Below are 15,915 nucleotides of genomic sequence, written 5' to 3' on the forward strand. Positions count from 1 at the left end.
AGCCTAGGTCGGCAACGCGAATTCACCGGCGAGTTCGATGGCGCGGCCTTCGCGGGCCGATCTCTGGGCGGCGAGGCCCATGACGACGGCCCACCAGCCGTCTTGCAAGGTCACCTCCACTTTGCCCTGTCCGCGTACCGCAGCGGTGAAGCGGGCGTGCTCGAAATAGGTCGAGCCGTTATGGTCGCCTGCCTCGAGCAGCCGGGGGTCGACGGGAATCTCCAGCAGGCGTGGTCCAGGCGGATTGCGAGGGCTAACGATCAACTGGGGCACTGGCGCGGGGCCAAGGTGGGTCGGCCAGAAGCGACCCGGTCCCGGCACCAGACATTCGATCTTTCCGTTGCTGCCGACAGCGCAAAGTTCCTCCTGGTAGCGGCTGCCCTCGGCGAACATGCACAGTTCTAGCATGGCGCGCGCGCCGCTCGCGAAGTCAACCAGCACGTAGCCATGGTCGAGAATATCCGGCCTCTCACCGCCATAGCTTTCGTCGAGATGGTTTACGGCCTGTCCCGCGCTCGCCATCACACGGACAGGGTCGGATTCGAGGATCAGCCGCATCAGATCGAAGAAGTGGCAGCACTTCTCGACGAACGTGCCGCCGGTGTTGCGGTTGAAGCGGTTCCAGTCGCCGATCTTGGCCAGAAAGGGGAAGCGGTGCTCGCGGACCGTCAGCATGCGGATGCCGCCGGTGGCGTGGCGCGCCTGCTCGATGAATTCGGCGACCGGGGGCATATAGCGGTATTCCATGGCCACCCAGACGAGCGGAAGCCGAGCTTTCAGCGCCGCGATCCACCCCTCGTCGGGGGCGTCGGTAAAGAGCGGCTTTTCCACCAGCACCGGCAGTGGTCGGAGTGCGGCGATCTCCTCCATCTGACTGAGGTGACGGTGGTTGGGGCTGGCAATTAAAACGCAGTCCACCTCGTCCATGGCCAGCAGTTCGGCGATCGATGCCGCCGATCGCGCCCCCGACGCCATCGCCAGCGACGCTGCCAACATGACGGGGTCCGGCTCGAAGATCGCGGCCACATGCGCGTCAGGCAACAGGGCAATGTTGCGGATGTGCTCCCGGCCCATCATGCCGCAGCCGATGATGCCGTAGCCGATCGATGATTTGGTCACCCGGCGTCTTCCTCCGGCCTATCTGAAACGCGTGACGTACCGCGCCGCGCCCGGATCGAACCAGCTGCGGGAATACTCTGCGCTGGCACCGTCGCCAGCCCAGGCGATACGTTCTATGAAACCCACAACCATCCCTGGCGGCGGCCTGAACTCGAGAGGAGCCCAGTCCGGCGCAGGCGCGAGGGCAACATGGTCTTCGGCACGAACGATCGAGAAGCCGAGCGCGAGCCGGTAGTGCAGATAGAGCGATTCCGACAGATCCTCGCGCTCGAGCCGCTCGGCGCGGCTGACGTCGAGCCAGATCTCCTCGACCGCGGCCGGCTCGCCGTCGAGCCGCCGCAGCCGGCGTATACGGTGGGCTTCGACTTCGCTGCCGAATTGCGGCAGGTCGGCGGGCTTGGGCAGCCGCTCGACTGACAGCACGTCGGCGCTTGGCAGGCCGCCACCGCCGATGCGCTCCAGGCGAAAGAAGGCATAGATCCCGAGCAAATCGCCGCGCGCCCGCACATAGTTGCCCGACCCCTGGATGCGGTCGAGAAGCCCCTTTTCGGTCAAATCTGCAAGCGCCCGCCTGAGCGTGCCGACGGCGATCCCCAGGCTCGCGGCCATCTCGCGCTCGGGCGGCAGCCGCGCCCCGTCGGCCAGCCGTCCGGCGGCGATTTCGCGGATCAGCATTTCGCTGGTCTGCAAGTGCACGGGCAAGGGGCCGCGCATCTGGCTCGATCGGTGGCCGGGATCGGCCCTTGTCAACTGCATCATGCGTCCCAATAGCATCCGGTTTTCGGGTCGGCGCCCAAAAATTGATACAGTATTGATCTACACCAAAACGAATGCTACGCAAGCGCCATTCGCAGCGCCGAACTTTCGTTGAAGAGTGGCCCGGACTTCTTTTTTGAAGAGTGGCAATGAGCATCGTCCCAATCACCTCGCCGGATCTCGACGCAGCCGAAGTTTCCTGGTTCGCCGCACTCTGCTCGGACGACTATCGTTTTCTCGGCGTGCCGGACGGGGCGTTGCGCTCGAGCTGGGCGCATTGCTCCGAGATCGTGAAGACGTCCGAGGAACTCGGCTTCCGCAACATCTTGTGCCCGTCGTCCTATCAGGTCGGCCAGGACACGCTGAGCTTCGTTGCCGGCTGCGCGCCGATCACGTCGAAGATCAATCTGCTCGCCGCTGTGCGCTGCGGCGAGATGCAGCCGATCATGCTGGCGCGCACGATCGCGACGCTGGACCACATGCTGGAAGGCCGGCTGACGGTGAACATCATTTCGTCGGACTTTCCGGGCGAGACGGCCGACAGCGCCTACCGATATCAGCGTTCCCGCGAGGTGGTGCAGATCCTGCGCCAGGCCTGGACCCGGGACAGCATCGATTTCGAGGGCGAGGTCTTTCGTTTCAAGGGGCTCTCGACGGCGCCGGCGAAGCCCTATCAGCAGAATGGCGGTCCACTGCTCTATTTCGGCGGTTATTCGCCCGATGCGCTCGAGCTTTGCGCCGAACAGTGCGACGTCTACCTGATGTGGCCGGAAACCAAGGAGGAGCTCGCCGGCCGCATGAAAGCCGTCCACGAACGTGCCAAGCGCCATGGGCGGACGCTCGACTACGGCCTGCGCGTCCACATGATCGTGCGCGATACCGAGGCCGAGGCAAAGGACTATGCCCGGGAGCTGGTGTCGAAGCTGGACGATGAGCAGGGCAGGGCGATCCGGGAGCGCGCGCTCGACGCCCGATCGCTCGGCGTATCGCACCAGGCCAAGAACCGCCAGATCGCCGATGCGCAAGGCTATGTCGAGCCGCATTTGTGGACGGGCGTCGGGCGGGCGCGCTCGGGCTGCGGCGCGGCGCTGGTGGGCTCGACCGATCAGGTTCTGTCGGAAATCGAGGCGTATATGAAGATGGGGATCCGCGCCTTCATCTTTTCCGGCTACCCGCATCTCGACGAGGCGCGTCATTTCGGCACCAAGGTGCTGCCCCAGCTCAAGACGTGCTCACTGCCGCACGCCTATGGCAGGGTGCCGGACCGGGTCCCGGCAACACCATTGGGAACGGAGGAGCGCCGCTGATGGAGCATGTCGTGTGCGATCCGCGCCTTTTGCGCAACGCCTTCGGGCGTTTCGCCACCGGTGTCACGGTCGTCACCACACGCACGGCCGACGGGCCGGTCGCGATCACTGCCAACAGCTTCTCATCCGTGTCGCTCGATCCGCCGCTGGTGCTCTGGTCGATCGGCCGCCACTCGCGCCGGTTCGAAGCCTTCGCCAATTCCGCGCACTACGCCATTCACGTGCTGGCGGAAGATCAAATCGATCTGTGCTGGCGCTTTTCGAAGTCGGGGACCGACTTTGCCGATCTTGACCTCTCGTGGAACGAGCACGGCGTGCCGCTGCTGCCACGGGCGTTGGCGCGGTTCGAATGCAGCGTCGCCGACCGCTTCCCGGCAGGCGATCATATGATCCTGCTTGGACATGTCCTTGAACTGGAGACGCAAGAGGGTTTGCCGTTGCTCTTTGCTGGCGGCAAGCCGCCGGCTCAAGAGGCGGGCTGATGACGGCCAGCGCCCCTCCGGGCTGGTGCCGTCGACTGGCGCACCACGAGATTGCAGGCGAGCTCGACGCGGCGCGGCGGCAACCCCGAATGGGCCATGTCATCGAGCAGCAGGCTAAGCGCCGCCGATCCGATCTCGCGCATGGGAATGTGCATCGCCGTCAGCGGCGGGTTGCAGAAGGCCGCCAGCGGCAGGTCGTCCATACCGACGACGGACACATCGCCAGGCACCGAATATCCGGCTTTCTGGACGCCGGCGATGGCACCAAAGGCCAGGCTGTCGCCGGCCGTCAGCACGGCGGTGAAATCAAGGCCGCGGGCCGCGATGCGCTCGGTCACGGCCTCGCTCGCAAGCTCGGGGAGCCAGTCCTGCACCTCGACCACGAGATCGTCGAAGCCGGCAATGCCGCCCGCGATCAGCGCGTCGCGCCAGCCTTCGTAGCGCCGCTCGATCGTGCGCCGGCCACGCCGCATCAGGAACAGGATGCGGCGGTGGCCGAGGCTGATCAGATGCTGCGCGGCAAGCATCGCGGCGGAGCGATTGCAGGGCGTCACGCTCGAATGGCGCATCGAGGGATCGTCGCCGTTGACGAGCACGATCGGCTTGGTAAAGCCGGCTGTCAGCGTCAGCACGTCATCGTCATCCAGCGTCAGAAAGAGGCAGCCGGCGACGCGGTCGTCGCGCTCGGACTCACGCAGAAGCGCGATTTCGTCTTCGGACGTCGCGACCGGCCGGGTCACCAGTTCGACGCCGAGCAACCGGGCGCGTTCGTTGAGCCCGTCGAGAACGTGATAGGTGAACTGATTGCGGGCGCTGTCGACCATTGCCACGCTGCTTGCGGCCAGGATGACCTTGCGGCCCGCAACCGAGGCGGGAATGGCGTAGTTCATCGACTTAGCCGTTTCGATGATCCTGGTGCGAAGCTCATCCCTCACGCCACCGACCCCGCTCAGCGCACGGGAGGCGGTGCTGACCGACACGCCGCAACGCGCCGCGATCTCTTCAAGTCGAATGCGGCGGCTGGGGCGGCCGCGCTTGCCTTGGATCGTCATCCGCTCCCGCATCTCCGACAAAGTCACCTAGGTTAATGCAAAAAATTTTCAGATTGCGCAAGAAAAATGCCTGTGAAACAGTTCTGTTGAAGCGGGAGAAACGGGAGGAGTGATGCCGCTGTCGGCCGAACGCCTGAATTCCGCGCTTGCCAGCCTCGTGGCCGGCATGACCGGCTTGCGCCATGACGGGCGGTTCCACGAGCCGAATCTCGACGGGACGGCGGGCGACTACGTCAGCTTCGACAGTTGGGAATGGCCGCAGGGCGTCGGGCTCTACGGGCTGGTCCGGCTGTGGGCGCTGACCGGTGATGATCGGCTGCTGCAGACGATCGAGGCCTGGTACGACCGACGCATCGCTGCCGGTCTCCCGGCGTTGAACGTCAACACCACCGCACCTCTGCTGGCGCTAAGCGAATTGTGGCGGCGCCGGCGCCAGCCGCGCTTTGAGCCGGTCTTGCGCGAATGGGCCGAGCGGGTGGTCACCGGCTTGCCGCGGACGCCCGAAGGCGGTTTCCAGCACGATGTTTCGGACCGGGTCAACGACGACGAATTGTGGGACGATACGCTGTTCATGGTGGCGCTGTTCCTCGCATCCTACGGCCAGGCTGCCGGCCAGCGTCGCTTCGTCGAGGAAGCGGAACGGCAATTCCTGGTCCACGCCCGTTATCTCGCCGATCCGGCATCCGGGCTGTGGTTTCACGGCTGGACGTTCGCGGGCCGGCACAATTTCGCCCGCGCCCTTTGGGCGAGAGGCAATGCCTGGATCACCGTGGGTATCCTCGATCTGGTGGAGTTCGCCGAAATTGCGCCTTCGGTTCGGGCCTATCTGCTCGGCGTGCTGGAGACGCAGATCAAGGCCCTGCTCGAGGTGCAGGCAGGTTCGGGCGCATGGCATACTCTGCTCGACGACCCGACTTCCTACGAAGAGATTTCTGCCACGGCCGGTTTCGGCTACGGCTTGATGAAGGCCGCGCGGCTCGGAATCGGTTCGACAGAGTGCCGTGCCGCCGGTCTCCGCGCCTTGGAAGCTGTGGTGGCCAACATCGATGACAAAGGTGTGGTGGCGAACGTGTCCTATGGCACACGCATGGGCCCCGACCTGCAGTTCTACCGCGACATACCGATCCATCCGACGGGCTACGGGCAGGCGTTGGCCATTCTATGCCTGACCGAAGGGGCGCGGCGTCTGCAGGCGAAGGTGGAGGCGGCATGATGCGGACGCTCTACGGCGCGTCGCCGGCCGACATTGCCGGCATGGACACGGACCGGCTGAGGGCCGAGTTCCTGGTCGACGGCCTGTTCCGGCCTGGCGCGATAGAATTCGTCTACACCCATGTCGACCGCATGATCGTCGGTGGCGCGCTGCCGCTGGCCAACCCGCTGACATTCGGTAACGGGGCCGAAGTCGGCACCCCGCTCTTCTTTGACGCGCGCGAGATGGGCATCGCCAATCTCGGCGGCAATGGCGCAGTCGCGGTGGACGGCAGGCGCTTTCCCGTGGCTAACCGCGACATCGTCTATGTCGGACGCGGAGCACGCGAGGTGATGCTGGAGAGCGACGATCCGGAGAGGCCGGCACATTTCTACATGAACTCGGTTCCGGCCGGCGCTGATATTGCGCATCGTCTCATCGTCAGCAGCGAAGCCAAGCCGCTTGTGCTCGGCGAGGAGGCTCGCGCGAACAGGCGCACGCTGCGCATGTACATCCATCCCGAAGTGGCCCCGTCCTGCCTCTTGCTGATGGGGATCACCGACCTCGCACCGGGCAGTGTGTGGAACACCATGCCGCCGCATCTGCACGAGCGGCGCATGGAAGCTTATTGCTACTTCGACCTCGCCAAGGCCGACCGTGTGGTCCATCTGATGGGCCGGCCGGACAATACGCGCCACCTGATGGTCGCCGACGGTGACGTCGTCCTGTCGCCTGCCTGGTCTATCCACATGGGCGCAGGAACCGGCCCCTATGCCTTCGTCTGGGGCATGACCGGCGAGAACCAAGCCTACACCGATGTCGATCCGGTTGCCGTGAAGGATTTGCGATGAGCGAGGCCTCGCAAAGCATTCAGACCGACTTTACGCTGCGCCGGCCGCTCATGGCGGGGCAGCCAATCGTCTACTGGCGACTGGGGTCTATCCCCGAGCAACGCTACGACGTGGCCGACCAGCCCATGCAAGGCGAGATGGATCCCTTCTTCTTCCTGACCAAGCACAAGAATTTCATTCCGCATGAATATCCATGCCGCACGCAGTTCGCGGCGGAACGCCGCGGCAAGCGACCTCAGGTCAGCGCCGAATTCGGCGCCGAGCGCGTCTGGCTGCCCTTCGCCTCGCCCCGCGTCGACCTGTCGGGCTTCTGGTTCCGGCCGACGGTGCTTGGAACCTGGGCCGAAACCACCATCGAGGCGGCCTCGACTGGCGAGGCGCTGGTGCGGCTGCGCACATGCGGCGGCGCCATGCTCTTTGCCAATGGCGAGGAAGCCGGCTGGATGGCGCCCTACGGCCGCAATCTGGAAAGTGCTGAGGATTTCAAGATCGCGCTGAAGGCCGGCCGCAACGACATTCGCATATGGTTCGACGACCTCGCCGAGCGCGATGCCCGCTATTATTTCCAGCTCGATTATCTGTCGGGTCCGGCTGCTTCGGTCGCACTGCCGGTCGAGGTGGCGGGCGGTGTCGCCAGCGCGATGGAGGCGGCTCTCGACGATATGCATTTCGAGCGGCCCGCCTATGACGGCGGCGAGGTGGCGCTGGTCACCGGAGTGGCCCTGCCGTGCGACGCGCAAATCGAGGTCGAGATCGAGGGCGATTTCATGTCGATCGAGGCGCCGGTGCGCTTCGCCTTCGATCTGCCGGCGGGCCAGACGCGCCTGCCGATCGCCGATACCGAGCAACTGCCGGCCGACTTTCGCCATTTCAAGGTGACGCTGACGGTCGCAGGCTATTCCGTATCGCGTGTCTTCGGCGTCGAGATCTGCCACGCGCGCCGTCAGGGCGAGGCACCGGAAACGCTTGCGGCGCGTATCGATGAAGCCCTGCGCGAGGTCGCCGGTCACGCCGAGGCTGACACAGTACGCGCGCTGGCGCGCCTGGCGATCGGGCAGGAGGGCGCCGAGACCGACGCCATGATCTCCGGCACGCTGCCGGCGATCGAGGATTGTCACGATTGCGCCGACTTCATCCTGGTGCCGCTGCTGTGGTGCCGCAAGGCCTATGGCGATCGGCTGGAAGTGAGCCTGCGCGCGCGCGTCGACAACGCCATTCTCGGCTATCGCTACTGGATGGACGAGCCCGGCAACGATGTGCAGTGGTACTTCTCCGAGAACCACGCGCTGCTCTTCCACACCGCCGCCTATATTGCCGGTGGCCTGTTGGCTGACGCACGCTTCGTGCGATCGGGCCGCCTTGGCCGCGAGCAGTCCGCAGTTGGAGCCGCGCGGGTGCGGGCCTGGCTCGACCATTTCGAGGCATGGGAGGTGGCCGAGTTCAACTCGGCGCCCTATTTCCCGATCGACCTCAAGGGCTTGTGTGCGCTCTACGCGCTGGCCCCGGACAAGGACATCGCCGAACGTGCCGGCAAAGCAATCATACGCCTGCTTGAAATCGTCGCCCGCTCGGCCCATCGCGGCATTCTCACCGGGGCGCAGGGCCGCTCTTATGAGCACACGCTACGCGCGGCGCGTTCCCTGGAGCTATCGGGCATCTGCCGCATGCTCTGGGGCAAGGGCAATTACGGCATGCGCTTTCACGCGCTGCCGCAGCTCGCACTCTGCCTGCGGGACCACGGCTTGAGCGTTCCGGACGGGTTGGCGGCAGTTGCTTCCCTCACCGACGATACGGCGTGGGAATGGACTTTCGCGCAGGGACAGGACCGCTTCGCGCGGCTCTACCATTACAAGACGCGTGACCATGCAATGGGCAGCGCCGCCGGCTATCGCTGGAACCACTGGGGTTATCAGGAGACAGTCATTCACGCCCGGCTGGGCAAGAATCCGGATGCGCAGATCTGGATCAACCACCCGGGCGAGGTGCTGCAGTCGGGGTATGGCAGGCCGTCTTACTGGGGCGGCTCAGGCACTTTGCCCCGGGTTCACCAATACCGCGACCTCGCCCTCGTCAGCTTCTCCTGCTCGGATGAACAGCCCGACTTCACGCACGCCTGGTTCCCGGCAAGTGCCTTCGATGCCGTGCAAGTGGATCGCGATCGGGCGTCTGGGCAATCCGGCGACGCCTTCGTCTTGCTGAAGACGGATGTGCCGCTCACGCGGGTCGAGGCGGGCCCGACGGCCGGCAATGAGTTGCGGGCGGCGGGACGTAGGACGACATGGATCGTTCGCCTCGGTGACCGGGATGCCAATCTGCCGGCGCTCGATGCTTGGGCTGCCGCTTTTGGGGGCCTGTCGGTGCGGTCCGGCCCTGACGGCGAGTTGATCGTCGAGGATCCGGAGTACGGCACGGTGCGCTTCCTCGCCGACGCAAGGATCGTGGCTGAGGGACGTACACTCGATCCGGCCAACTGGATCGTGCGCGGTGAGGCGAAGCGCATGAAACGCAAAGAGTAGGGAGGAATCGGCTGCGACCCTCAAGAGGAGAGGGCGTGGCAGCTTGAATCATCGGGCGCTGCCCCGGATAAAGGAGGAGACGAAGCATGAATAAGACCCGCACTTTGCTGGCCGCGTTATCGGTCAGCCTGCTCGCATCGACCAGCGCGTTTGCCGGCGACGTGCGCATCATGTGGTATTCGGACGGTGTCGAAGGCGATGTCATCCAGGACATTCTGAACCGTTTCATGAAGGACAATCCCGATATCCACGTCACGCTCGACAATGTCGCCTACAAGGTGATCCAGGAGCAGCTGCCCATCCAGCTCGAAGCTGGCCAGGGCCCGGACATCGCCCGCGTCACAAACATCAAGGAGCTCGCCCAGCACTGGCTCGATCTCAGGCCGTTGGTGGCCGACCCGAAATATTGGGAGGACAATTTCAGTGACACGCTGGACTGGATGCGCCCCGACGGCTCCAACGCCATCCCAGGGTTCATGACCCAGCTCACGCTCACCGGCGGCTTCGCCAACAAGACGCTGTTCGAACAGGCCGGCGTGCCGCTGCCCGGCGACAAGGCGACCTGGGACGACTGGGTCAACGCCGCCGCCGAGGTGGCGAAGAGTCAGCAGCTTCCGGCGGCCTTCGCGATCGACCGCTCCGGCCACCGCATTTCGGGTCCGAATGTCTCCTTCGGGGCGAACTACATCGGACCCGATGGCACGCCGGCGAAAGTGGACGACGGCACCAAGGCATTCGTCGGCAAGCTCGTCGACTGGACCTCCAAGGGTCTGATGCTGAAGGATACCTGGGTGTCGGCGGCAGGCTCGACCTACCGCGCGGCCGCCGACGACTTCATCAACGCCCAGATCCCGTTCTATTATTCGGGCAGCTGGCAGGTCGCCAATCTGTCGACCAAGATCGGCGACAGTTTCGACTGGGTGGCGACCGGCTCGCCCTGCGGCCCCGCAGGCTGTTCGGGCGTGAAAGGCGGCGCGGCGCTGGTCGCCATCAAATACACGAAGAACCCCAAGGACGTCGCCAAGGTCATGGATTATCTGGCCCGCGAAGACGTGGTGAAAGAGTTCAGCGAACGCACGCTGTTTCTGCCCGCGCACAAGGGCATCGTCGAGAAGGGCGGACTGAAATGGGATTCGGCCGACAAGAATGTCGGTCCGGCGCTCGACAAGTTCGTCAAGGCGGCGGGTGAAACCCTGCCGGCGGCCGATGCGCTGCCGCCGTGGAAGTGGGCCAACGCTTATTTCGCCGCGCTGGTGACGCGCGTCAGCCAGGTGATGGCCGGCGAACTCAGCCTCGACGATGCCTGGGGCAGGATCGACCAGGATATCGCCGACAAGGTTGCCGAGGCGAAGTGACCGCCGCCGCGACACTGGCATGGACTGGCGCCGCTCTGGCGGCGCCGGTCGTCTGGCTGGCGTCGATCGTCAACGTGCCGCTCAAGTTCTGGCAGCGCGCGACGGGCACCGGCGGCATGGCCGCCTTCTTCCTCGCCCCAAACATGGCGATCTTCGGCATTTTCGTGCTGGTGCCGCTGGTCATCAACTTCTTCTATTCGGCCACGTCAGGAACGGCCTACTTCCTGCAGGACCGAACCTATGTGGGGCTGGAGCAATATCGGCGCCTGCTCGATTGCGGCAGCTACCTGGATACTGCCACTTGCCACGAGGATCTCTTCTGGAAGGCCGTGCACAATACGGGCCTGTTCGTCGTCGTGCAGGTGGCGCTGATGACGGTCGTGTCGATGGCGACCGCGCTGATCCTCAACCGCGAGATCGTGGGGCGCAGTTTCTGGCGCGCGGTGTTCTTCTTTCCGGTGCTGCTGTCGCCCGTCGTCACCGGCCTGATCTGGCGCTGGATCCTGCAACGCCAGGGCCTGCTGAACCTGATCGTCCATGATCTGGGCGGCGAGCCGCACAACTGGCTGACCGACCGTTTCTGGGCTTTCACCGCCGCCGTCGGGGTTTCGGTCTGGGCACATATGGGCTTCTATACGCTCATCCTGCTTGCCGGATTGCAGGCGATCCCGCGCGACCTTTACGAGGCGGCCGAGATGGACGGCACGAAGCCGGCGCGGGTGTTCTGGCGCATCACGCTGCCGCTGCTGATGCCGAACCTGCTTGTCGTCATCGTGCTGGCGCTGATCCGCGCCGTGCAGATCTTCGACGAAGTCTATGTGCTGACGGGTGGAGGGCCAGGAACCTCGACCCTCTATATCACGCAGTACATCTATGAGATCGGCTTCGCCTCCCTGCTGCGCAATCCGGGGCTGGCTTCGGCGGCTTCGATCCTGATGGGGTTGGTGCTGGTCGTGCTCACCTTGCTTCAGCTGCAGGTCGGACGCCGGGGTGAGCGGAAAGAGGCGCGCGAATGAGCGGGGTCATGACATTCCTGACCCGCCGGCGCGGCGGTCGCGGCTGGCACTGGACGGATATCGTGAGCTGGTTGTGGCTGCTCGGCGGCGTTGTCATCATGTTCGGTCCGGCCGTCTGGCTGGTGGGTTCGTCGTTCAAGACACCGGCACAGCTCGCCGAGTTCCCGCCGACCATAATGCCTTATGTCAGCCAACAGGCGAGGGTCGAAGGCTACGACAAGCCGCTGACCCTCTACAGAGTGAAGCTGCCGGATGGTTCGACCAAGGTGCTGGCCGAGGTGCGCCGCATCGGCATCGTGGCGCAGATGGTGGACCCACAGGCGCCGAACGATATCGTGAAGGTCAACATCGCCGACCGGCAGCCGGTGCGCGAAATCGGCTTCGCGACGGAGAACTACACCGGGCCCTTCGTCCATTTCGACTTCCTGCGCTATCTGCGCAATTCGGTTTTTGTAACCGCTATGGCGACGCTGATCACGCTGCTCACCAATTCGATGGCCGCCTTCGCTTTGTCGAAATACAAGTTCCGCGGCCGCGATCTGACGATGCTTGTGATCGTCGGTACGCTGATGGTGCCGCTGTCGGTAATCCTGGTGCCGCTCTATTCGGTGGTGGGCGCCGTCGGGCTGCTCGATTCGCTCTGGGGCGTGATCTTGCCGACCGTAGCGACGCCGACCGGCGTCTTCCTGCTGCGCCAATACATGCTGACCATTCCGGATGAGCTGCTCGATGCGGCGCGCATGGACAACGCTTCCGAATGGCAGATCTACTGGCGCATCGTGTTGCCGCTTGCAGCACCGGCGCTCGCGGTGCTGGCGATCTTCTCGGTCGTCTGGCGCTGGAACGACTTTCTGTGGCCGCTGGTGGTGCTGTCGCGCAAGGAGCTCTACACACTCCAGGTCGGCCTCAATACCTATGCCGGCCAGCTCAACGTGCAGTGGCACTACATCCTGGCGATGACCGTGGTGACGATGATTCCCGTCGTCCTCGTCTTCGTCTTCCTGCAGCGTTACATCACTTCCGGCATTGCCGGCACCGGGCTGAAGTGAGGACGCCATGGGACGGATAACGCTGACCAACATCGATCGCGCTTTCGGCAAGATGAAGATCTTGCACGGCATCAATCTCGACGTCGGCGACGGCGAGATGTTGGTCCTCGTCGGCCCGTCGGGTTGCGGCAAGTCCACGCTGCTGCGGTTGATTGCCGGGCTCGATCGGCCGACCGATGGCAAGATCGAGATCGACGGGGTCGACGTCACCAATGTTTCGGCCGCGCAGCGCGGTCTGGCGATGGTGTTCCAGTCTTATGCGCTCTACCCGCACATGAGTGTGCGCCAGAACCTCGCCTTCGGGCTCGAAAACATCCGTATGCCGAAAGCCGAGATCGACGCGCGGATCACGGAGGCGACGCGCATGCTGGAAATTGCTCCCTATCTCGACCGCCGGCCCGGTCAATTGTCGGGCGGCCAGAAGCAGCGCGTGGCGATCGGCCGTGCGGTGGTGCGCAATCCGACCGCCTTTCTACTCGATGAACCGCTGTCCAACCTCGATGCCGAACTGCGAATCAGCATGCGCGCTGAACTGGCGGCCCTGCACAAGCGGCTGGCAACCACGATGATCTACGTCACCCATGACCAGATCGAAGCGATGACGCTGGCGGACCGCATCGTGGTAATGCGCTCGGGGCGGATCGAGCAGGTCGGCCGGCCGCTCGATCTCTACAACGCGCCGGCCAACCTGTTCGTCGCCGGCTTCATCGGCGCGCCGCGGATGAACCTGCTGCCGGTGAAGGTGCGTTCGGTAAACGCCGCCGAAGTGCATGTCGAAGGTCCGGGCGGGCTGTCGGCCTCGGTCGCGGCTGACGGGGTCGCGCTGAAACCGGGAGACGACGCGACGCTTGGCATCCGGCCACACGACATCGAACTTTCCGACGGCAGCAAGGGATCGGTGGAAGCGCGGGTAACGCTTGCCGAGGCGTTGGGACCGGAAACCGTTGTCCACGCCACCATCGCCGGCGACAGCAAGCTGATCGCCGTTCTCAAGCAGCAGGGCGTTGAAACGCAAGGCCCGCCGATCAGCCTCGCTCTGCCGCCGGAGCGCATGCATCTCTTCGATGCCGCCGGGCTGCGCGTCGCACCGCGTTAGCCGGTGGCATCGGCGCGACACTCCCAAGGGCCAGTTTTCCTGACGCTGCTGTCCACATTGACGTTGCGCTTGACTCGTCCATATTATCCATAATAAATCATACATATTGCCGTGAAAAAAGACGGCAAGTCGGGAGGACCAATGAAAATCACGGCCATCAAGGCGCGCGTCTGCAATGCGGAAATGCGCAACTGGGTCTTCGTTCGGGTCGAAACCGACGAGCCCGGACTGTTTGGCTGGGGTGAGGCAACACTGGAATGGAAGACCCGAGCCGTCGTTGGAGCGCTTCAGGACCTTGAGGCACTGCTCATCGGGCAAGATCCGCGCAACGTGGAGCAGTGCTACCAGATACTTACGCGCCACGGATTTTGGCGTCTTGGCGTCGAGGGAATGTCTGCCGTCAGCGGCATTGAGATCGCGCTCTGGGACATCCTGGGCAAATCATTGGGCGTCCCCGTCTGGCGCCTTCTGGGCGGCCAGGTCCGCGACTATCTGCGCACCTACACGCATCTTGGCCTCGGAGACATGAAAGCGGTCTATGAGACCGGATCCGCGGACGCGATCGTGGAACGCGGACGCATCGTGACGCAAGCAGGCTACGACGCGGTCAAGGTCGTCTGCATCCCTTATACCCACTACGTATCGCCTGCGAAGGCAGTCGATTCTGTTGCCAACATGGTTGGCTCACTTCGCGAGGCCATAGGTCCGGACATCGACATCATGGTCGATTTCCATGGACGCCCTGCGTCCGTTAACGCGGCGATGGACTACCTCAGGGCAATCGAGCCGGCCCGCATCATGTTCGCGGAAGAACCCGTGCCGCCCGAAGATGTTGCCGGACTGGCGCATATCACGGCGCGATCGGCTGTGCCGATCGCTTCCGGCGAGCGGCTGATCGGACGTCGCGAATTCACGCACTCGATCGCAGCCCGTGCCTTCAACATTGCCCAGCCTGATATCTGCCACACTGGTGGTCTGCTCGAGACAAAGAAGATCGCGGCTATGGCGGAAACCGCGGGTATCGGCCTTGCGCCGCACAACCCGCTCGGTCCGATCGCCGGTGTGGCTGCTCTTCACTTCGGCATATCGACGCCAAACGTCGTCATTCAGGAGGAGATGTCCGGTGCCGTCGCCTGGTACGACGACGTCGTTACCTGGCCAATTCAGCGTAAACCGGGCCGCTGGAACCTGCCCGAACTGCCGGGCCTTGGCGTCACCGTCAATGAAGACGTCATCGCGCGTCACCCCTTCAAGCAGGAAGTGCTGCATGCCCGCAACGCCGTCATGCCGGACGGCACCGTGGTCGACTGGTGAATGCAATGGCAGGCCGGCTGCAAGGAAAGATCGCAATCGTCACGGGAGCGGGCCAGGGCATCGGTGCCGCCACCGCCCGCGCCTTTGCGATGCATGGGGCAAAGACCGTTATTGCCGAACTGAATGCGGCAAGCGGGAAAGCGATCGCCGACGAATTGCGTGCCAAAGGCGCCGACGCCCTGTTCATCGAGACGGACGTCACAGACGCATCCGCGGTCGCCGACATGGTCGCCCGGACGATCACGACCTATGGCGGCGTCGACGTTCTCGTCAACAATGCCGGTGCCAACGTCTTCTACGAACCATTGCTGATGCCGGATGAGGAATGGGAGCGCTGTCTCAAGCTCGACCTCCAGGCCGCGTGGTTCTGCGCCAAGGCGGTTTTGCCGAACATGCTGGCGAACGGCTCGGGGTCTATCGTCAACATAGCAAGCTGTCACGCTTTCCAGATCATTCCCCATACCTTCCCGTATCCGGTCGCCAAGCATGCGCTTGTGGGTCTCACCCGCTCGCTCGCCATCGAATATGCCGCGCGCGGTATCCGGGTGAACGCGATAGCACCCGGCTATATCGAGACGCCGATCGCGGAAGCCTATTGGAACACATTCCCGAACCCCGCCGAGGAGAAGCGGCGAGCCTACGACCTCCATCCGCCCAAGCGCATTGGCCGGCCGGACGAGGTTGCAATGACGGCGGTTTTCCTCGCTTCGGACGAAGCGCCGTTCATAAATGCCGAGACGATCACCATCGATGGTGGGCGCTCGGTTCTCTACCACGACTAGCAACCACCATAGAGCTCTCAGGGAGGAT

Annotated in this window: 14 protein-coding genes; 11 read left to right on the plus strand and 3 right to left on the minus strand. The window is 64.2% G+C overall.

Features of this window, described 5'->3' with window-relative positions:
* Positions 1–3: 3 nt before the first annotated feature.
* Entirely contained in the window at positions 4–1,077 is a 1,074-nt protein-coding gene (locus NKJ94_RS18825; protein ID WP_352527070.1) for a Gfo/Idh/MocA family protein, read from the minus strand.
* A gap of 60 nt (positions 1,078–1,137) precedes the next feature.
* Complete coding sequence (locus tag NKJ94_RS18830) at positions 1,138–1,794, minus strand: GntR family transcriptional regulator (RefSeq protein WP_352527014.1); 657 nt, start codon at positions 1,792–1,794, stop codon at positions 1,138–1,140.
* Between the two features lie 230 nt (positions 1,795–2,024).
* On the opposite strand from NKJ94_RS18830, the gene NKJ94_RS18835 reads away from it, so the two are divergent.
* Both NKJ94_RS18835 and NKJ94_RS18840 read left to right on the plus strand, forming a co-directional pair.
* Complete coding sequence (locus tag NKJ94_RS18835) at positions 2,025–3,182, plus strand: LLM class flavin-dependent oxidoreductase (protein WP_352527015.1); 1,158 nt, start codon at positions 2,025–2,027, stop codon at positions 3,180–3,182.
* Positions 3,182–3,664: a flavin reductase family protein gene (locus NKJ94_RS18840; protein ID WP_352527016.1), complete on the plus strand. Its 483-nt coding sequence runs from the start codon at positions 3,182–3,184 to the stop codon at positions 3,662–3,664. The genes NKJ94_RS18835 and NKJ94_RS18840 overlap by 1 nt, the downstream gene beginning before the upstream one ends.
* Here the strand turns inward: NKJ94_RS18840 and NKJ94_RS18845 are convergent.
* Positions 3,649–4,716: a LacI family DNA-binding transcriptional regulator gene (locus tag NKJ94_RS18845; protein WP_352527017.1), complete on the minus strand. Its 1,068-nt coding sequence runs from the start codon at positions 4,714–4,716 to the stop codon at positions 3,649–3,651. The two genes, NKJ94_RS18840 and NKJ94_RS18845, sit on opposite strands and share 16 nt — an antisense overlap.
* A 112-nt stretch (positions 4,717–4,828) precedes the next feature.
* Between NKJ94_RS18845 and bglB the strand changes: the two genes are divergently transcribed.
* From bglB to NKJ94_RS18890, 9 genes are all read left to right on the plus strand, one after another.
* Positions 4,829–5,929 carry a beta-galactosidase BglB gene (bglB, locus tag NKJ94_RS18850; RefSeq protein ID WP_352527018.1) on the plus strand — a complete coding sequence of 367 codons (1,101 nt, stop codon included), beginning with the start codon at positions 4,829–4,831 and terminating at the stop codon, positions 5,927–5,929.
* Positions 5,926–6,759: a 5-dehydro-4-deoxy-D-glucuronate isomerase gene (gene kduI, locus NKJ94_RS18855; protein ID WP_352527019.1), complete on the plus strand. Its 834-nt coding sequence runs from the start codon at positions 5,926–5,928 to the stop codon at positions 6,757–6,759. The genes bglB and kduI overlap by 4 nt, the downstream gene beginning before the upstream one ends.
* Entirely contained in the window at positions 6,756–9,275 is a 2,520-nt protein-coding gene (locus tag NKJ94_RS18860) for a hypothetical protein (protein ID WP_502896136.1), read from the plus strand. Before kduI ends, NKJ94_RS18860 begins: the two co-directional genes overlap by 4 nt.
* Positions 9,276–9,361: 86 nt before the next feature.
* Positions 9,362–10,630, plus strand: coding sequence for an ABC transporter substrate-binding protein (locus NKJ94_RS18865; protein ID WP_352527020.1), 1,269 nt, complete (start codon positions 9,362–9,364; stop codon positions 10,628–10,630).
* Entirely contained in the window at positions 10,627–11,646 is a 1,020-nt protein-coding gene (locus NKJ94_RS18870) for a carbohydrate ABC transporter permease (RefSeq protein ID WP_502896135.1), read from the plus strand. The genes NKJ94_RS18865 and NKJ94_RS18870 overlap by 4 nt, the downstream gene beginning before the upstream one ends.
* A complete protein-coding gene (locus tag NKJ94_RS18875; protein ID WP_352527021.1) occupies positions 11,643–12,695 on the plus strand; it encodes a carbohydrate ABC transporter permease in 1,053 nt (350 codons plus the stop codon). The genes NKJ94_RS18870 and NKJ94_RS18875 overlap by 4 nt, the downstream gene beginning before the upstream one ends.
* A gap of 7 nt (positions 12,696–12,702) precedes the next feature.
* Positions 12,703–13,791, plus strand: coding sequence for an ABC transporter ATP-binding protein (locus NKJ94_RS18880; RefSeq protein ID WP_352527022.1), 1,089 nt, complete (start codon positions 12,703–12,705; stop codon positions 13,789–13,791).
* A 141-nt stretch (positions 13,792–13,932) separates the two neighbouring features.
* The gene (gene dgoD, locus NKJ94_RS18885; RefSeq protein ID WP_352527023.1) at positions 13,933–15,105 is read left to right on the plus strand and encodes a galactonate dehydratase; all 1,173 of its coding nucleotides are present in this window, start codon (positions 13,933–13,935) and stop codon (positions 15,103–15,105) included.
* Between the two features lie 5 nt (positions 15,106–15,110).
* Positions 15,111–15,887: an SDR family oxidoreductase gene (locus NKJ94_RS18890; RefSeq protein WP_352527024.1), complete on the plus strand. Its 777-nt coding sequence runs from the start codon at positions 15,111–15,113 to the stop codon at positions 15,885–15,887.
* Positions 15,888–15,915 lie beyond the last annotated feature (28 nt).

Origin of the sequence: Mesorhizobium sp. M0060, assembly GCF_040323155.1 — a bacterium.
Classification (GTDB): domain Bacteria; phylum Pseudomonadota; class Alphaproteobacteria; order Rhizobiales; family Rhizobiaceae; genus Mesorhizobium.